Annotated in this window: 17 protein-coding genes; 8 read left to right on the forward strand and 9 right to left on the reverse strand. The window is 57.1% G+C overall.

Annotated features, from left to right (window positions below; all coding sequences use genetic code 11):
* The first annotated feature begins 233 nt into the window (after positions 1 to 233).
* Positions 234 to 1,037, forward strand: coding sequence for a CDP-alcohol phosphatidyltransferase family protein (locus tag PG731_RS04045; RefSeq protein ID WP_270772309.1), 804 nt, complete (start codon positions 234 to 236; stop codon positions 1,035 to 1,037).
* Positions 1,038 to 1,069: 32 nt separating this feature from the next.
* Here the strand turns inward: PG731_RS04045 and PG731_RS04050 are convergent, their stop codons facing one another.
* Positions 1,070 to 2,074: a hypothetical protein gene (locus PG731_RS04050; RefSeq protein ID WP_270772310.1), complete on the reverse strand. Its 1,005-nt coding sequence runs from the start codon at positions 2,072 to 2,074 to the stop codon at positions 1,070 to 1,072.
* A gap of 161 nt (positions 2,075 to 2,235) precedes the next feature.
* Here PG731_RS04050 and PG731_RS04055 point away from each other — a divergent pair, with 161 nt between their 5' ends.
* Positions 2,236 to 2,619, forward strand: coding sequence for a sterol carrier family protein (locus tag PG731_RS04055; protein ID WP_270772311.1), 384 nt, complete (start codon positions 2,236 to 2,238; stop codon positions 2,617 to 2,619).
* 103 nt (positions 2,620 to 2,722) lie between these two features.
* Here PG731_RS04055 and PG731_RS04060 read toward each other — a convergent pair whose 3' ends face one another.
* The gene (locus PG731_RS04060) at positions 2,723 to 2,980 is read right to left on the reverse strand and encodes a DUF4235 domain-containing protein (protein WP_101628330.1); all 258 of its coding nucleotides are present in this window, start codon (positions 2,978 to 2,980) and stop codon (positions 2,723 to 2,725) included.
* Positions 2,981 to 3,105: 125 nt separating this feature from the next.
* Here PG731_RS04060 and PG731_RS04065 point away from each other — a divergent pair, with 125 nt between their 5' ends.
* Positions 3,106 to 4,311, forward strand: coding sequence for a substrate-binding domain-containing protein (locus PG731_RS04065; RefSeq protein ID WP_270772312.1), 1,206 nt, complete (start codon positions 3,106 to 3,108; stop codon positions 4,309 to 4,311).
* A gap of 22 nt (positions 4,312 to 4,333) precedes the next feature.
* Here PG731_RS04065 and PG731_RS04070 read toward each other — a convergent pair whose 3' ends face one another.
* Together PG731_RS04070 and PG731_RS04075 are read right to left on the reverse strand one after the other, a co-directional pair.
* The gene (locus PG731_RS04070; protein WP_270772314.1) at positions 4,334 to 5,653 is read right to left on the reverse strand and encodes a DUF4921 family protein; all 1,320 of its coding nucleotides are present in this window, start codon (positions 5,651 to 5,653) and stop codon (positions 4,334 to 4,336) included.
* A gap of 290 nt (positions 5,654 to 5,943) precedes the next feature.
* Positions 5,944 to 6,354: an ACT domain-containing protein gene (locus tag PG731_RS04075; protein ID WP_101628333.1), complete on the reverse strand. Its 411-nt coding sequence runs from the start codon at positions 6,352 to 6,354 to the stop codon at positions 5,944 to 5,946.
* Between the two features lie 47 nt (positions 6,355 to 6,401).
* Here PG731_RS04075 and PG731_RS04080 point away from each other — a divergent pair, with 47 nt between their 5' ends.
* Positions 6,402 to 6,524, forward strand: a complete 123-nt coding sequence (locus tag PG731_RS04080) for a hypothetical protein (RefSeq protein ID WP_270772315.1) — start codon at positions 6,402 to 6,404, stop codon at positions 6,522 to 6,524.
* A gap of 9 nt (positions 6,525 to 6,533) precedes the next feature.
* Here PG731_RS04080 and PG731_RS04085 read toward each other — a convergent pair whose 3' ends face one another.
* Entirely contained in the window at positions 6,534 to 7,379 is an 846-nt protein-coding gene (locus tag PG731_RS04085) for an aldo/keto reductase (protein ID WP_270772316.1), read from the reverse strand.
* A gap of 114 nt (positions 7,380 to 7,493) precedes the next feature.
* A complete protein-coding gene (locus PG731_RS04090; protein WP_270772318.1) occupies positions 7,494 to 7,634 on the reverse strand; it encodes a hypothetical protein in 141 nt (46 codons plus the stop codon).
* Between the two features lie 128 nt (positions 7,635 to 7,762).
* Here PG731_RS04090 and PG731_RS04095 point away from each other — a divergent pair, with 128 nt between their 5' ends.
* The 4 genes from PG731_RS04095 to PG731_RS04110 all read left to right on the forward strand — a co-directional run bounded on the left by PG731_RS04095 (position 7,763) and on the right by PG731_RS04110 (position 12,575).
* Positions 7,763 to 8,419: a hypothetical protein gene (locus tag PG731_RS04095; RefSeq protein WP_270772319.1), complete on the forward strand. Its 657-nt coding sequence runs from the start codon at positions 7,763 to 7,765 to the stop codon at positions 8,417 to 8,419.
* 129 nt (positions 8,420 to 8,548) lie between these two features.
* The gene (locus PG731_RS04100) at positions 8,549 to 9,145 is read left to right on the forward strand and encodes a PadR family transcriptional regulator (RefSeq protein ID WP_270772320.1); all 597 of its coding nucleotides are present in this window, start codon (positions 8,549 to 8,551) and stop codon (positions 9,143 to 9,145) included.
* On the forward strand, positions 9,142 to 9,855 hold the full coding sequence (locus PG731_RS04105; protein WP_270772321.1) for an ABC transporter ATP-binding protein: 714 nt from the start codon (positions 9,142 to 9,144) through the stop codon (positions 9,853 to 9,855). The genes PG731_RS04100 and PG731_RS04105 overlap by 4 nt, the downstream gene beginning before the upstream one ends.
* Positions 9,852 to 12,575, forward strand: coding sequence for an ABC transporter permease (locus PG731_RS04110; protein WP_270772322.1), 2,724 nt, complete (start codon positions 9,852 to 9,854; stop codon positions 12,573 to 12,575). Before PG731_RS04105 ends, PG731_RS04110 begins: the two co-directional genes overlap by 4 nt.
* Before the next feature lie 77 nt (positions 12,576 to 12,652).
* On the opposite strand, the gene PG731_RS04115 is transcribed toward PG731_RS04110, so the two are convergent.
* Genes PG731_RS04115 through PG731_RS04125 form a run of 3 tightly spaced genes read right to left on the reverse strand, consistent with a single transcriptional unit; the run spans position 12,653 to position 18,296 of the window.
* Positions 12,653 to 13,156, reverse strand: coding sequence for an RNA-binding S4 domain-containing protein (locus PG731_RS04115; protein WP_270772323.1), 504 nt, complete (start codon positions 13,154 to 13,156; stop codon positions 12,653 to 12,655).
* Between the two features lie 29 nt (positions 13,157 to 13,185).
* Complete coding sequence (locus tag PG731_RS04120) at positions 13,186 to 15,621, reverse strand: YhgE/Pip domain-containing protein (RefSeq protein ID WP_270772324.1); 2,436 nt, start codon at positions 15,619 to 15,621, stop codon at positions 13,186 to 13,188.
* Positions 15,618 to 18,296 carry an MMPL family transporter gene (locus PG731_RS04125; protein WP_270772325.1) on the reverse strand — a complete coding sequence of 893 codons (2,679 nt, stop codon included), beginning with the start codon at positions 18,294 to 18,296 and terminating at the stop codon, positions 15,618 to 15,620. Before PG731_RS04125 ends, PG731_RS04120 begins: the two co-directional genes overlap by 4 nt.
* Positions 18,297 to 18,432: the final 136 nt, after the last annotated feature.

Raw genomic sequence — 18,432 nt, forward strand, 5'->3', positions numbered from 1 at the left:
CCCGGGTCTGTGTTGTATTGGTATACCGCTAATGTGGCGTTGTCCGTACTGACACCGACAGTGAGCATCGCGAGGAATGAGCGCGAAAAGAGACGAGAGGCTCGCCTTGGTCATGATTCCTTTTGGGGGTAGCCCTGATTCTTCCCTGAACACCGGCGTGATCGCTACACTTTGTCGACGTGAAGGGTGAAACTAGTTCCAGTTCATCCAAAAACGACTGACCGGAGCATGACGTGACCACTGGTATGACGAATACGGCAGATAATTCCACTCACAATGATTCTTCGTCACCTGCCCCAACCCCCACGACATGCGAATGTGGACCCGCTGGTATTCAACGAGTTATCGCAGCTTGGGCAGTTCATGGTCTGACCATGTCGGGTCTTGTCTTTGCCTGCCTCGCGGCCGTCGCGCTTGTTGAAGGTCAGATCAAACTGATGTGGCTATGGCTGGGCATCGCCATGATCGTCGACGGCGTGGATGGCACGTGTGCGCGTAAAGCCTGCGTACGCCAAGTGATCCCGTGGTTCGACGGATCGGTTCTGGACAACATCATCGACTACATCACTTGGACGTTCCTGCCGGCAGTATTCATGTACCTTTACCTGCCGTTTGGTCCGAAGTGGGTTGCGATGCTGATGGCGATCGTTGCAACCGTGTCCTCGGTATTCTGCTACGCCAACGATGGGGAAAAGTCGAGCGACAACTACTTCGTCGGCTTCCCCGCAGCCTGGAATATCGTTGCCGTAACGATGTACATTATCCAGTCGCCGGCGTGGGCGAACATCGTGATAACGCTGGTGCTGGCGGTATTGACCTTGGTTCCCCTCTACTTCACACACCCGATGCGAGTAGAGAAGAATCGGACCTCGAACATCATCGTCACAGTCATCTGGATTGCCATCACCTGTTTCATGGTCGCAGTCTTCCCCAATATCCCGATGTGGGCGAACATCATCTTCTGGATTTCATCCGCCTGGTTCCTCTTCACTGGGTTTGTGCGCACCTATCAGGGGCCCGCCGTTTCTGCGAAGTGACTTCAGCGCAGTGAAATCAGCCGAATGGCGCTTTAACTCACCGAACATGCAAGCGTGCGTTTCACGACGCGGTCGCGCCACCAGCGGAATCCTTCTAACGCGATGGCGCCAATAATCATCGCTGCGACGAACACAACCACCGTTGGTGGATAGTGACGCCCGTGCATCCAGAAATACACGTAGGGGGACACGAAAGTCACGATAGTGACAATTAACCCCATGACGCGTTTAAAGAACGTGCGACCAGCAACCATCGCCAGAACGCCCCATGTGTAGGGAACAGCGGTGATCATGTCAATCGACCAGAGAACCCACACTTTCCCGTGGAACCCCGGAACAAAAGCGACCGGTAGTGCCCGCAGTGACGAGTAGACGAACACAACCAGGTACGCCAAGAACGTCGGATTGACCATCATTCGAATAGCGAATGAGCGATCACGGAAAGCCACACCAGCCTCCCGCAAGGCGTGGATGGCGCTTCTCGTCGCGCGGAGAGAATCCGCGCCCGAAAGAACACGCTGCAGATACCGGCGAGTGACCTCAGACGTCTTCCACTGATTGATCAGAGCAATCGGATTGATAGCAACCGGCAAAGATCCGTCGTCCAACGGAACGCCCGCAACTCGAACAAGCGCGGGGTCGCCAGCAAAAGAACGGAGCTTCTCTAACAGGTGCGCGGGCAAGATTCCCAGCCACAACGTCTGACGCCGTTCGACAGCTTCACGCAATCGGTGACCGAACGCGTGTCCCCAGGAGTCAAGGGAAAAGAACGAGTCTGTTACCTCGTCGGCAAAATCGCCAAGGTCATCGAAGAACTGTGTACGACGTGCACTGATTTCACCAATCCGATCAGCGCCTGACAGTTCCAGCAGAACGTCGGCATCCCAGCAGTAGCGCGAGGCCTCGGGAATATCGGCGACACTTGCGGGAATGAAGAGTCTATCGACAGCTGAAGGAGTGTACGAGGCGCATGGAGGCACATTGCCTGCTGGCTTTTCAGCGTCGCTCGCGCGCGCAACAGAGCCTGCCTGGTTCATACATCTCCTTAATAAATTGAGGAGCGAAGCTTTAGCCCCGCATCATCGATGGGCACTCTATGAGCGACCTTACATGTCTAGCCTGCCTGAGAGTAGCGAATAAAGATATAGGGGTCTACCCGCATTCAGCCCCGAAAATGCCGGGCGACTACGATTGCACTATGGCTAACCGGAAGATTCCAACCGATCAGGGCATGAGTGCTCTGCGCACGTGGATACGTGAGCGGGACGAAACGAAACGCCCCATCCTTTTAACGGCGGTGCGTTTCACCCTTGAGGAACTCGCGGTTTTACACCCCGGCCGTTCGGTCGAGGTGCGTGTCCCACCTGCGGGTGCGGTTCAGATTATTACGGGTACAACGCATCGTCGTGGGACGCCACCCGCAGTTGTCGAAACGACTATGCACGTGTGGTTGCAACTGGCCACAGGCATCATTACCTGGGACGAAGCAACAGGCGATGGGCGCGTTCAGGCGACCGGTGAGCGCACTGACCTGACCACGTTCTTCCCCGTTATTCCGGGGTTGAAAGCTGATCGCGACTGAGCGCTGTAACAATCACGGCTGAGCCACAGGGGGACATCAAGCCCAGAGCCAAGCCCGAGTGACCACGCCGAAGCGCTCAGACTCAGCGTCTGAAAAAGAGCTGTCAGTCCTCAATCTGAGAAGCGCGCGGACCGTACCACTTCTTGGCACCTCGCAGAGCATAACGCTGAGCAACCGCCACGATCGCCGCCGACGTAGCGGCGAAGACAATCAGCGACACCATCGCGGCCTCGTCATCGTCTTCACGCGGAATATCGTGTCCCGTGACCAGCTTCCAGCCGAGTTCAGTGACCTTTCCTGCGGCAAGAGCAGAAAGAGCCATCGCTCCGGCGCTTGCAATCTTCCATCCGAGATCATCCATGAGACACTCCAATTCTGTCGACAACACACCACGTGCGGTACATACCTGCTTCAATCATGCCTCACGACACGTGTGGAGTGCACCCGAGTGCCACGATTCCACACGTGAGCCGTAGACTTGGGCTGTTGGGATCCAGATCCGAGGAGCTTAAAGTGAACCTGCGTCGCGTAATGTCCACATCCGCCGCAATTGTCGTGATGTGCATGGCGCTTAGCGCATGCTCTTCGTCCATCGGCTCAGGAACCGACCCGTTCTCGCGACCGATCGGCTCATCTCCACACTCGTCCGAATCCACATCCGGTCAGCAGTCCGAGAACGCCTCCACTCTTGGCGCCCCCGAACCGTCCAAAGGATCAGGCACTATCACCATCGGTGTTACCCAGGAAGAAAAACTTCCCGACTCAGTTATTGAGGCATTCCACCAAACAACCGGCTACGACGTCGTACAACAGGTGATTGAATCCGCGTTCGCTCTCGATGGCCAACACATCGATGCAGTGCTCGGAATCGACAGGCCTGGCCTCGTGAATTCTTCAGCGCAACTGGCAACGGACGCACTCTTCTCTCTGACACCAACCCCCGGCACCGAAGTAGCCGCAACCCCGTCGGCGTTGGCATACGGGCGCAACGACGTGTGCGTCCTCATCGACAAAGCCTGGATGAGCGTCAACGGATATGCCCTCCCAAGTGGACTCGAAACGCTACGCAATCCCGGTGACGCGGCCTCGCTGATTGTCCCCGACCCCGCGTCATCCGACATCGGGCGCGCGTTCGTCGACGGCGTCGCCACCTCCTACGGCGAAGAATTCAGCCAGTGGGTGGACGCACTCAAAGCCGCTTCGGTGATGATCGCAAACGACGAGGCCGCCTTAGCCGCATGGACAGGAACCTCGCTCACGGGCGGAGCTGAAGCGCAAAAAGACGCCGCAGAACTCAGTGGAGCCCAAACAGTTGTTGCCCCCGCGAAACGACTGCCCTACATGGTTGGCCCCATGCGCGAACTTGCTCGCACAACGTCGAACACCGGCATCGAATCCCAGGGCGTCGCAATGGGAAGCAGCTGTGTCACCCGATACCTGTACATTGCGCCCACCGCGCAGACCACCCAGCTTGACGGTGTCCGCTCCCTGGCCGCGTGGCTCTTGAGCTGGGACGGGCAACACGCGCTAGCGCAGGACGGAGTCGTCTACCCGCTGGAAGAAAGCGCCGGCGAAAACACTCCGGCCAGCTGGTTTATGACCCCTCAAGACGATGCCATCACCGTCAACGAGCCGGCCTCCAACGCCACGACGTGGGCGCTCGACCAGTGGAGGAGCGCGCTCGCGGGCTGAACGTCAGTCAGCCAGCATCTGCTCAGTCAGCCAGCATCGGTGGGGTCACGCGACATTCCGCGCCGATCTTCATCGGAGCGATCGTGCCTGCTCCACGCATTTCCTCCAGGCGCGGGACCAAGCGGTTGACCACGTGCCACGGGTCAAGCGTGTTGAGGTAAATGCGTGTGCCCCCCTCGAAACCTGCCAGCGTCGAAATGCGCCACTTGAGCAGGATCCTCCACCGCATCGGCGTGCGAACCGTGGGAGGACGGTGGTACCACTCTTCGTTGCAGGGAACATCGGCGCCGGTCGCAGCGTGAACCGCGTGCAACAGGTCGGAAACGGCGCGAAGCTGCTCTTCGGAGGCTTCCCACGGGTTGCGCGGAGAATGCAGGGGCCAGATAGCGACGCTCGGGAAACGATGTCCGAAGCCCGCCATCGCGATCGCATGGTCGTTCTGGGCAATCAACAGTTTGCGCGTGGCGGCGACGGTCAGAATGTCGTCGTAAATATCCGGCTGGGAGCGCAGGCGGTTCAGTTCGGCTTCCGTCTGCACCGAGAAGTCGTCAATCGCCACCAACTGCTTGTGCAGGTGGTCGAACGAGGCTCCCGCGGGCTTCAACCAATTCTGGAACGCAGCTACGTAACGAACATTCGGGTCAAGGGTGTACAGATCCGCCATCGTGCGCGTTGTGAACGCCGTGTACTGGAAGTGCTCTTCGGGAGTCATTGTGCCTGAACCAGCAAGCTGCGTTGTGTCCTTCGCGCCATCAATGTAGTGGCGTCGGGCAACGATTAGGTCGTGGCCGCCGGAGAAGAAGCCATTCGCCTGCTGCAACTTGTCAGAATCCGACATTGCGTCGATTTCAGCATCGCTGACACCTGAGGCCGACAGGCGAGCGTGCACCACGCGCATCACGTGGTCGTAGCCTTCGGAGGATGCTAAGTATTCCGCCATGCGACGGTGTTCAGCTTCGCTGGGAACGTGGCCGTGGTTCAGATGCCAGTAGTTGTAGGACACGATCTCGAACAGGTTCGGGATGCGACGGAACTCCGCTGTCGTAGTGGAAAGCTGGTCAGCGGGAAGAGCGGTCAGTTCACTCCAGTTTCCGGCCTGGTCACGCACCAAACGGGATTTTTCCGGCGGAGTTTCAAGATAACGCCGATCGCAGAAGGCGCAGTGGCAACCATCCTGATCGTGATCGATGGGCATTGGATGAGCTGGGGGAACCGATAGCGGGCGGTGACCGCGTCCAGGCACGGTCCACACCTCGGTTCCTGTGAGAAGGTTCTGCTGCTTCACCGTGCCATCGGCTAAACGCACGATGGCACGGTCGGTTCGAGAGAGCTCCTTTGCCATGGGGTTAATTCTACCTGCCAAATGCACGTTCTCCCAGAGTCGGTAAACGATTCCTTGCATTCGATACCGGTAGGGGTGCGATCATGTCCAATACGCGCAATGCGATCATGCCCAACACGTGCAATGGGGTCTGACCAGCGCAAGTAATGGTGTCGGGCCGGTGAACGGGCGGGTCCGGTGGTGAACAAGCGCGATTGTATGGGCGGGTAGGGTCGACTGGTAAAAACGCAATCGGCGAGAACCTCGAAAGGTTCTCGCCGACATTAAATGGCGCACATGCTATGTGAACGTCAGGCGTTCGGTAGCCATCCGCGAGCGTTCTTACCCAGATCAGCGATCAGAGCGGCAGCTTCCTGCGCACGATCTGCCTGGACGAAGAAGTGGTCGTGGCGAGCGCAGGCGATGGGGTTCGCTGCAATCGAACGAGCCGACAGGATCTGTGCGATTGTCGCGGTAATACCGATTGAATCAAGGTCAGCCTGCAGGCCGAGGAAGATGTGAGCGTAGCGCTTTTCGGTCGGAAGACCGGCCGCTTCGGCTTCGTCAACGGGAAGAACAGCGGTCAGCTTGTCCTCATCACGAATGACGGCGAAGGGGTGGGTACCTGCTGGAACCTCGTCAACGATGGCGAAAACGTATTCGCCGGCGTTTGTCGGATCCAGCGTGGCAAGAATTTGGTCGAGAGCATGGATTTCAGTCATGACGTAGATGCTATCGCTCAGCGCGTGTGAGTAAAAGGCGTCGTCTCATGCTGGACATCCTTGAGCGTTTCCAGAAGCGTTTCGCGCTCGCTTCCCTCTTCTATGTGCACGCGATCGCCCGTACTGACGGTGAACAAGCGCGGTGGGGGCTGAAGAAGAGGAGCCGGTAAAAGTGCTAGTCAGAGCCTATTCATCGTATTCGGGTTCGAACCGGTGCGCCCTGCCTCGCCCTCGTCTAGAGCGTCGATGGCTGTCATGTCCTCGTCCGACAACGTGAAGGAAAATACATCGAGGTTCTGCGCCTGACGCGATGGTGTCACCGACTTCGGGAAGATCACGTCCCCGCGTTGCAACGCCCACCGCAGTGCTACCTGAGCGGCGCTGACCCCGATCCGCGCACCAATCATGGCCAAGGTTTCGTCAAAGGGGGCGCGGCCTCGTGCCAACGGAGACCAGGCTTCCACCACCATGGAGTGATCGCGCGCGAACTGGCGCAACTCGTTGTTGGGGAGGAAGGGGTGAGCCTCCACCTGCAGGACATGCGGAGCTACCGTCGCCACGTCGAGAACTGCCTGGATATGCGCGATCTCGTAGTTCGACAGGCCGATTGCATGTGCACGACCATCAGCGTAGAACTCTTCCAGCGCACTCCATGGCAGGGCAACATTTCCGTCGTACAGTGCGGGTAAAGGCCAGTGGATGAGGAACAAATCCACGTAGTCAGTACGCAGATCCTCCAAAGTCTGAGCGAAAGTTGCGCGCGCAACGTCAGGCTCATGGTTCGTGTTGTTCAACTTCGACGTGATGAACAGTTCCTCGCGCGGGATCTCGGAATCTGCGATCGCGCGCCCAACCTCTGGTTCATTGCCGTACATCTGAGCCGTATCAATGTGGCGATACCCCAGCTCCAGCGCGTGTGACACCGCTTCATAGACGTGCTCAGTCACTTTGAACGTGCCAAAACCGAACTGCGGAATAGGCGCTCCGGTCGGCAGTGTGAGCGTCGGGATGGTTGGGGTGGGCATGGTTCCTCGCTTCGTCGGGTACTTTCATCTTCCCACGATCGTGCCTCTCGCGCCCTTCCCGCGCGTTGGGTGCACGTCTGGGTAGTGCAGGGCGACGAGGCCGGGCGCGCTTGTTCACGGTCCCGGCGACATGGCTAGGCGGGCACCAAGGTAAACGGCAAGTGCGGCGATGGTGGCAGCCATCTGAAGGACAATCACTGCTGCGACTTCCCAGGCTCTGCCACGTAGATGTCGCCATGCGAGTTTGAAGAGCATGTGCCACTACTTCCAATAAAATTTCAGGTACCTGAAAAGTCTATGTCTTACGTGTCGTAGGCGCTCTATCTCAATGGGGCAGTGGGTGGCAGTTCACAGTGGCGTGCGTCCTGTTTAAAGTAAGGGGTATGGTTGAAGAAACCCCGAAAGTGTACAAGCGTACCGCCGCGTTTACTGAAGAGCAGATTGAAGCTGGTCTTTGGCTTCTGCTGGCATTGAACTCGCGGTCCAGCCTCGGTGATGAGATCCCGGGGAAAGATTCGGTTCTTCGTGATCTTTTGGCTCCCGTCGCGCGCAAAGTCCCGCTCAGCGATGAGCAAGTGGATGAAGCGGTCTTTCTGATCGAGGCCGCCAAATGGGCGATGGAGCGCCATGAACTGCGTCCACTGTCCGTGTCGCAGTGCAATCGTGAACGCGATGCACTGCTGAAGCGCTGGAATTTAGCGTCCACGAAAGGTGCGTTGCTCTGGCCACCGTCGTCGCAGACAATTTCAGCTCGCCTTGGGGGCGGATCGTGGAATCGGGCTACCGCTCGTCTTGGGTTTCGCGCGAATTCGCGAGGCCGAGCCCGCGGGTCTGGCAGGTTTACTTCCGAATCAATGGCCGTTGTTCTGCGCGAGTTCATTGCCGAATGTGAGCGTAATCAGGTCGAACCGACACTTCAGGGGTACGGGAAATGGTCGAAGGGGCAACGTGCGACAGGCAGGGACGATGTTGCTTCTGTTGCCACTTTGCGACAGAGGTATGGGACTTGGAGTGCGGTCCTCGCTTCTGTTGAACCATGAACCTATGAATATGAATAATTGCATTTCGTCAAGACAATGAAGTATTGATTAAACTGGAGTCCTCAGTTATAAATTCAGTCCTTTGTAAGATTGGGTAGACGTAGTTAGTCGGAAAGTTTGGAGCCATCAATGTCAGTACGCAAAGCGCTCCTCGCGCTCGTCTCTCAGCAGCCTGCTGGTGTGTATCGCCTCAAGCAGATGTTTGAGGATCAGACGTGCGAAGCCTGGCCATTGAATATCGGTCAGGCTTATCAGACGATGCAACGCCTTGAACGCGATGGTTCTGTCTCCTCGCGCCAGGAAACAAATGCTGGGCGTGACTCCGAAGTCTTCGAGGTCACCGAAAAGGGCCGAGAGATCCTCAACGACTGGTGGAAGACCCCGGTTTCGCGTCAGAGCCCTGAACGCGATGAGCTCGTCATGAAGCTTGCCGTCGCAGCAACTGACCCCAGTGTTGATGTCACGGCACTTATTCAGACCCAGCGTCGTTCCTCGCTGATGGCACTGCGTGATGTTACGCGTCTGAAGTCGCTTGCCTCGGATGAAGAACTCGCATGGAAGCTGATTCTTGAGCGTCATATCTTCGACCTCGAAGCGGAACTGAACTGGCTGGATCACATTGAGTCCGGCGCCGTTTCCGAGATCGCTCGTCGCTCAGCATTCGCTCGCTTCAAGCGTCAGGAACGTCAGAAGTCTTCGAAGAACGCTACTGTCGGCGTGCGATGAGTTTGAGCTCCCATCCGGTTGCTCTTGTCGATATCTTTCACGAATACGGCACCGGCAATACGAAGGTTCAGGTGCTCGCTGGGATCAACCTACAGGTTGAGCCTGGCGAGCTTCTCGCCATCATGGGCCCTTCGGGTTCCGGTAAATCCACACTGCTTGCTATTGCTGGAGGGCTAGAGCGCCCAACGTCAGGCAAGGTTTACATTCACGGCGAGTCCTTTGCGGATATGTCGTCTGTGGAATGTGCGAGGGTTCGCCGTAAGTCGATCGGATACGTGTTCCGCGATTCAAATCTACTTCCCACCTTGACTGCGGTGGAAAACGTTGAAATGCCACTTGAACTGGATGGTTTTTCTTCCTCGAAAGCACGCGATGCTGCACTTTTTGCTCTCGAGGAAGTGGGAGCTCTTGACCTTGCTGAAAAGTTCCCGGATGACCTGAATGGTCGTGAGCAACAGCAGGTTGCAATCGCCCGCGCTTTGGTTGGTCGTCGCTCGATTATCATGGCTGACGAGCCCACCGGTTCCCTCGATTCTCACTCGGGTGAACAGATTATGCTTGCTTTGCGTCAACAGATTGATGCGGGCGCTGCAGGAATCCTGGCGACTCACGAGGCCCGTTTTGCCGCGTGGGCTGACCGTACAGTTTTCCTTCGTGATGGGAAGATGACTGATACCTCTTCGTCAGATCGGATTGAGGATCTTCTATGAGCGAAGGCGGATCCGGATTGAGCCACGGAATTCGCGCACGTGCTAATACTTGGAAGATTGTATTGCGGATATCGAGGCGCGCAACGATCCGTGATCGATGGCGTACCCTGACGTCGTTACTGATCGTTTCGCTACCGATCGTGCTGGTTATTTCGTCGATCACTCTCTGGTCGATGATGTCATCATCACGCTATTTGGCGATACAGAACTTAGGACCGAATGATTCGACTCAAGCGCGAATTACACGCGTCAGCTTTAATCCGATCGAACAGGATTATTTGGGTGAACCAGCGGGTGATGTGACTTCTGCGTCCGTGGATTCATCGTCTGTCGATGAGTTTCAACTGAATCGGTGGCTCCCCAGCGATGCTGTGATGGTCACAACGCTATCTTTCCCGTCGGTCAATGTGTCAACTGAAGACGGTTTACGCTCTGCATTAGTTACGACAGCCACAGAGACTTCGTCGTTGGATATTTTTGCTGAGAAGGATGAACAGACTCCGAGGCTTGAAAATGGGCATGCTGTTCTTGCTTTAGACGTTGCTACAGAACTGAACGTGGGCGTGGGGGACACGATTCATGTTTCAGTATCAAGCACGAGCATGAAGCCATCAATTACTGCGACGGTCATGATTGATCAAGTGGCGGATCAGGAACGAAGCATTGTTGTAGGTCTTGGAACTTTTGCATCGAGATCGCCGAGTGAACTTCAAGGAACCTCTGCTCACTACTACATCTTGAGTGAATCCCCTGTGACGTGGGACGACGTGCAGTTGCTCAATCATTCAGGCTTCGCTGTTATCTCTCGTGCTGTTCTGGCACATCCCCCTCAGAACGCTCCGCCTCCGCAATCCACGGAATTTTCATCGGCTCAGGCATGGCTTCCATTCATCGTTGTTATCGGTGTTCTTCTGGTTTTCATCGAGCTGATCCTGTTGGTCTCACCGCTATTCGCGGTTGCTCAAACGAACGGTATCCCCAGCGCGATTACGATGCTTGCCGTTGGTGCGACACGTTTTCACCTGATTCGTTTGATGATGTCGCTGGGACTGGTTCTGGGCGTCCTGTCGGCATTCCTGTCCCTTGCAGGGGTGGGGATCGTCCTTGGTATCTTCGTCCAGATTCAAGGTCTAAGTCTGTCGATGATTCCTTGGGAAGCTCTAGTTTTCTCCTTCATTTCACCGATTGTGGTGTGTCTGATCGCCTGCTACGTGCCGGCTCGTGACCTTGCGGACACGGATGCGGCCACGCTGTTCTCTGGGCATACTCGTGCGCCGTCGCGTCTTGTTCGGAAGATCCCGTTCTACCCGCTTCTTCTTGTCCTTGCTATCCCGCTTTTGATGTGGGCAGCGATGACGGGGGCTCTGGGGATTCTTGCTTTCGGTCTAGCCCTGCTGATCAGTGGAATTATCGGAACCGCTCCTTACTTTGTTGCATATGACTGGCGCGGTCGACGCCATCCTTCGCTGGGTTTGCGTCTTGCGGTTCGTGATGCGGTCAGGAACGGCCAGCGCACGCTTCCAGCAATGGCCTCGTTGATGACCACCGCACTGCTTGCCACAGCGCTTCTGATCACTCTGACAAGCGCGAACGAAGCCGCGTGGAATGCACGCGCGCACCTGGGGCCGAAAGGAAGCGTCTTTGTGTCGCACGCCGATGTCACGGATATGGTTTCTCAGGCGCGAGTGATTCACGATTCTGCCGCTGCAGCTGTGACGGATCATCGCTCGGTATCAAGCGCCACCACGCTGTCAGGTCTGAAATGGGAATCCACTGATTGTGGCCCCTCCATCGTGATCGAAACGATCTCCCCTGACGAGGCATCCACAGAGCCAATAAACGACCATGTTCCCTCGCTCGCGGAATTGGATTTGGCGTACATCGTGGACGATGGCACTTTCCTCTCCGCCTCCAACCTGATTTCCGGCGACGAGATGGTGAAGGCTGTAACGACCCTGAACTCCGGTGGCGCGATTATGCCGAAGGGTTCGTACATTTCTGAATCGGGCCAAGCGACACTTCGTGCTCTAGATATGAGCGACACGGTTGAGGCAGCTACGCAAGGCTTGAACACGGTTCCTGACCCCACCACGGTGTCCGAGGCCCAGATTCGAGCAATCACCTGGTCGAAGCTGAACGTGATCGTCTTGTCTCCCAAAGCTGCTGAAGTGTTGAAGGTTCCCGTCCTTCCACTGGGACAGCTTTTGATTGTTGATAAGCCCGTGTCTGTTTGGACGATGTCGGGATTTATTTCAGCAATTGAGTCGAGCGTCCCCGGTGCATCGGTGACGGTCATTCAACCTCCGTTGTCGAGCATCATCATGCCCTACATCGCTACGCTGATCGCATTGCTTGCCGCCGGCGGAACAATCGCTTTGGTTGTCGTTCTTTCGGCTAACGCTATGCGTCCCGACTTCGAGACGCTGGAAGCGATTGGTGCGTCTAGGACTCTCCGTTCGCGCGTTACCGCCTACCAGGGCATGGGACTCGCATTGGTCTGCTTGCCTATTTCCGTGCTGTCCGGCTTGATTGCAGGGGTGCTGACGGTCATGACGATCGCTCGTTCAGGTGTATTCCCTGAGCTTGCAAACCTTCATCCTGTGATCCCGTGGTTTCAGGTGATCGTGATGTTTTTCGGTTCTCCGATTTTGGCGGCTGTCGTTGCGGGCGTTGTTGCTTGGCGCCAGCAGAAGCGGGACTCCCTGATTTCGGTGAACTAGATCGCCTACTGACTGCGGTGCTCGAACTGAGCCGGACAGTCAGCGCCCCGGTCGCAATCCCCTCAAGTGACGCCTCGTCAATCCCAATCGAAATCGGAAAGATGATGGTCGAGACGGGCATGTTCGTGAGAATCACGCCCGCGTAGGCGATCCAACTCTCGGCGCTCTTTCTTCGACGGGCGACCAGTTCCACGTTCACGCTGGGCAACCGGGATGAACAATTTGGGGCGAGGGGGAGTGAGGTCCTCGTAGCAGAGGCGCGCTTGAGGGGCACCAACGCGTTTTACCAGCAGTTTCGTTACCGTCAGTATCTGGTCGAAACCGTCGACTCGTAGGCGGACCTCGTCGCCCACCTTCACTTTTTGAGCGGCTTTTGCGCTGTCGCCGTTGACTTTCACGTGTCCCGCGCGGGCCGCCGAGGTTGCTTGCGACCGCGACTTGACCTTGCGGATAGCCCAGAGCCACGTGTCGACGCGAACCGAGTCTCCGGGTGCCAAAGCGCCTCGGGGAATCTCGACGGCCTTCTGCTCGCTGGTAGAGGTCGACGGGGATTCGCCCGAGGCGTCCGGTGTACTAGTCATACGGCAATCGTAGACGGTTGCCGAGGGAGCTAGGCGAGGCGTGCTTGCAGTTCGCTCACGGAGGTTTGGCGACGCTTCGCAACAGCACCGATCGAAACGATGAAAGCAAGAAGCGACCATGCGATCAACAGACCCACGGTGTGCCCAAGGTTCGTCGCACCGACTCCCAAAACAAGCGCTCGTAGCGTTCCTTCAACCGCAGGAAGGATCATCGCGCCTCGCAAGCCACTAATGAATCCGCTGGTCGGCTGGCCGGCGAAAATGCCGACGAGCAACACTGCTTGGAAGGCAAACAAAACAACGGAGATTGCCAGTCCCATGCGTTGACCAAACACCGCGATCAGTGCTTGTTGAACGATTGCGAGTGCCAGCGCACTTACCACAAGAATGACGAATGTTGCGATGGGGCGAGTTATCACGACTCCGGCAATACGCAGTGCACCCCCAAGGATAACTGCGGAAACACCGGACACGATCAGGTTCGGCCAAAGGGCACTGAACGCGAGTGCAGCGGGGGTGGCCGCCGAATCAACGCGCTTGGAATTGAGCGCGCCGAATGCGAGTGCCCCCACCATTGTTGCCAGCCACAGGGCAAGGACCGCTGCGGTGGGAGCCCACGACGTCATCGTATCCTGCTTGCTAGAAGTGGAGGTGACGTCGATCGGAGTGGCCAGCGCCTTCGCGGACGAGACCGCTTCTGCCTTCGAGTGGGTGGGGATCTGATCGGTGGCGGACTGGAGTCCATTGGCGAGCGTGGTGGAACCGTCGGTCAGCTGATTCAGGCCGTCAACCAACTGGTTGGCACCGGAGTTCAGCGTTTGGGTTCCGTTGACCAGTTCGCCGGTCTTCGACGCCAGAGTGGAGGCCCCAGAGGATAGTTGGGAGGCGCCACTATTCGCCTGTAATGCACCGTTTGCGAGCGTTGAAGCACCGGAAGAAAGAGCAGATGATCCGCTATGAGCCTGGGCAATGGAATTCGACAGTGTTGATGATCCGCTAGCTACTTGATGGGTTCCCGCGCTCAGCTGGCTGACACCTTGATCGAGCTTCGTTGCCCCAGCTGCCACCTGCGAAGCACCGGAGTTCAGGTCGGAAGCATTCTGCCCAACCAGCTGGCCCATGTTTGCCACGGCGGTGTCAATGCCGCTGGAGACCTTGGTGGCGCCTGCACTCAGCTGGCTGACTCCGGCTTTCAATGCCTGGAGCTGTGTGCCCGTGGAGTCTACCGAGCTTTGTGCCACGGTTGCTCCGTGGTTGAGTTGAGTTGTCAGCTGTCCGGCACCGGAAGAAATGCCTTGCGCGTATTGGGTTGCCCCTGCGCATGCTGCAGCGTTTCCTTCCTGGCAGGCGTTAATTAATGCGGGTAGTGCGTCTGCGTTGGTCTTGATGGTGCTTGCTCCGTTGCTTGCCGCGGTCAGCTGACCGGGGAGAGCGCTGAGAGCAGCAGTGTCGAGGGCGCCCAACTGCTGATCCAGCTGGGTAAGGCCGGCTGCGACCTGTTGTGCGCCCGCCTGCAATGATGGCGAGGTCCCATCAAGAGACTGAGTTATTCCGGCGTAGAGTTGGCGAACCCCGTCAGTGTATTTCGCGACTGCTCCAGCCAAAGAGGTGGCGCCGTCGCTCAGGGAAGTTGAGCCACTCTTGAGAGAATCGATGCCCATGGTCAAGGAGGAGGCTCCGGAAGCGAGCGTAGTTGAGCCGTCGTTGAGGGCGCTCAACCCGTTGTCCAACGTGCGCGCTCCGTCTGCCAGGGATGAGCTACCCGAGGCGAGTTGAGTGAGGCCGGAGCTGAGCGTAGAAGCCCCATTTGCTAGAGTGCGTGTCCCGTCGGCAAGCTGGCCACTTCCACTTGCCAGTGTTGATGTGCCGTCAGCCAGCTGACGCGCTCCGTTGGTCGCGCTGACTTGTCCGTCAGCAACTTGGCGCGCTCCGTCGGCGGCTTGGCCGATCTTTTCGGCAATTGTACCCGTGGCTTCAAGGGATTGTGTCAGGTATTTGACAGTGAGCGTCGTGCCGAATTCTGATGCGGCACTGTGAGCAAGCGCGTTCGACAAGGTGCCAAAAGCGTCGCTTGAACCGTCCGCAACTTCGAGGTTCAGTTGTGGAACATCGCCAGAATTGTTCACCAAAATGTCAACCAGAGACTGTGAGAAGTCCTTGGGAATCGTGATGACAGCATCGTAGGTGCCGTCATGAAGACCAGAGGCTGCGGTCTCTTCGGTAACAACCGACCAGTTCAATGATTGCTCGCCGTTGACGTCATCCTTGGTTAGGGCCGCAATGATTTGTCGGCCACCGGGCACCTGTGTCCCATCATCCAGCGTCGCAATTTCGTCGTTGTTCACGATGGCAGCACTGATCTGGCTGGCGTTTGCCGTGCCCGCATTGACTCCGAGTAGGGTGGTCAGTCCCAGCAGAGTGGGGAGTAGAAGGATCAGAGTCAGAAGTATCCAGTGGCGTTTCATCGAGCATTCTCCTTTGAGGTGGTGGTGCTCGCACCCAGTTCAACGTCGGTTGCTGGGGTGAGATTTTCAGGGATGACGAGGCCGCGTTTGCCGGTGACAACCACGGTCTTACCTGTGGCGATCAATTCGTCGATACGTTTCCACCGCCTAGTTCCCGGATCGTCAACGATCACGATCCTGGTGTGCGTGGGAACAGCGTCATCGTGGTTATGCAGTGAAAGGGTTTGACGTTGGACGAATGCGGTTCCGTCTGGGAGGACGTGATCGCCGACGACGATGATTCCCCGTGTTGGACGGAGACGTGCGCTGATGGTGGCTGCGAGCGCGTGACGAGCTAAGGTGTCGTCGCTTCTGACGATGCCGAGTTCTCCAGGTTTCAAAACAAGGGTGAATCCGCTGAATACGACGTCGCTTCCTTCTTGGACGCGAACTCCTTCCATCCTGAGGGCGGATTCGCCGTGTGCTTCTACCCAGTCGGCGTGTTCGAGCGAGCGGGCAAGACCTTCGCCTTCGACGTCGACGACGGGGAGCATGCGGTCAAGCCATGCGGGCATCCACCATGCGCGCTTGCCGAGGAGTGCCATGAGTGCGGGGATCAGGGTCATGCGTACGACGAAAGCGTCTGTTGCGATGCCTGCGGTCAGGGCGACAGCGATGGGCTTGATGTAGACGTTCCCGTGTGGGATGAACGCCGCGAAGACGCCGGTCATGATGACGGCTGCTGCTGTGACGACCGTGGATGATCCGATGAAGCCGCGTCGAACAGCTCGTTTGGCATCGTGGAAGCGGATCCATTCTTCACGCATACGCGAGACAAGGAAAACCTCGTAGTCCATTGCCAAGCCGAAAAGGACACCCATGACGATTACGGGGAGGAACGAGATGACGACGCCGACTTTGGTCACGTGGATGAAGTCAGCGAAGTAGCCCCACCCGAAGACAAGGCCGACTGCGCTGAATGCTGTGCCGAGGCTCAGCAGATAGCCGAGAGTTGCTGTCAACGGGACAGCGACCGAGCGGAAGACAATCATCAGCAGAATGATCGAGAGCCCGACAACAACAATGCCGAAGGGAACAAGCGCGGCATTGAGTTGGCTGGCAATGTCAATGGCGACTGCGGTTTGACCCGTCACCATAACGTCACGGATCCCAAGGTCAGTTTCAATCTGAGAGGCGTCATCACGAATGGTTCGAACAAGCGCGTGAGTTTCTGGATCGGTCTGGCCCTTTTCCGGAAGGATCTGGACGAATGCGATCGTCGCATCCTGGTTCGGGGTTGCCAGCGCGATTCGGTCGACGCCGTCTAGGGACGAGAGGCGATCGGCGAGAGCGTCTGTTACTTCGAGTGGCTGAGCCGTTTGGGAAATATCCGCGATGACAACAATGGGGGAGTTGTATCCGTCACCGTAGGCTTGTGTGATCGCGTCGTAGGTCTGACGCAACTGCGTATCTTTGGCTTCGTATCCGTTGTCAGTGAGACCCAAGCGCATACCGGTTGCTGGAATCGTTGCGATACCAAGAATCGTAATGACGATAAGGACGGTCAAAGCGGGAATCTTCGTGATTGTGTCGATCCAACGTGCAGCAAAGGAACGGTGCTTCTTTGTGGGCTTACTATTGTCCGCTACGGCCTTACGGGTGCGTTTCTTTGGAGTTGCGCGCTGACCAAGAAGAGCAAGCAGAGCCGGAACAGCGGTCAAAGCAACCAGAACAGCAATGCCAACAACAATTGCTGAGGATACGCCCATCACCGTCAAGAACGGGATACCAGCAACACCCAAGCCACAAAGCGCAACGATCACCGTGCCACCAGCGAACACCACTGCCGACCCCGCGGTCGCGTTTGCGCGAGCCGCGGCCTCGTGTGCCTCGATCCCTTTGGCGAGATACTCGCGAGCGCGCGAAATGATGAACAGTGCGTAGTCAATGCCCACAGCCAAACCGATCATGACCGCGAGGACCGGGGTCACCGAATTGATCTGAATAAATGTTGCGCCAACAAGAAGTGAGGCCATGCCGACACCCACTCCGATGAACGCTGAAAGGATCGGTGCGCCCGCGGTCAGTAGTGACCCGAAGGTGACGAACAGGACGATCGCTGCGATCACAACGCCGACCAGCTCGGTCGCGGACAAGGCAATATCGACCGTCTTGCCGATATTGCCTCCCAGCTGAACCGTAAGCGCGGAATCGGATTCGTGGACGGATGATGCTAATTCGTCGAGGGCGGCTGAAACGTCGTGAGCCTTCGCATTTTCACCGCCAGCGAGCGACCCCACCGACGTGTCTGCCTGAATCTGAACAAGCGCGTTCTTCCCATCGTCTGTAATCGTGGAACGCTCAGAATCAAACGGGTCGGAGACCAGCGCGACACCGTCGATATCGCCGGCCTTGTCGACGAAGTCATCAATTGCTTTTTTGTGAGCGGTGATATTCGAGTCCGACGCGGTGAAAAGTACCTGTTCGGATGTGCCTGCAGCCTGGGGGAGTCGTTCGGCCAGGATCTCTAAGCCGGTCATCGACTCAGCTTCGGCGATCTTGAAAGCGCCCGACAGATTAATGCCGAGGAATCCAACGGTAATAGCGAGTGCAGCAAGAAGAGCTACCCAGATGGCAAGCGTCCGCTTCGCATGGTCTGCGCACCAGCGGCCTACACGGTGAAGAAGGGAGGACACGTTTGGTCCTTTCAATGAATCGCATCAGTGTTTCGATACAAAAGTGTATCCGATTCATAAATGTATTGAAACTTCGGTTAGAGTGATCCTATGGGTTAATAGACAAAAATCGTTGCTAATGGCGGCGTGTTGTTAG

The sequence above is a fragment of the Pauljensenia sp. OF14-1SRA genome (genome assembly GCF_027694595.1).
In the GTDB taxonomy this organism is placed as follows: Bacteria; Actinomycetota; Actinomycetes; order Actinomycetales; family Actinomycetaceae; genus Pauljensenia; species Pauljensenia turicensis_B.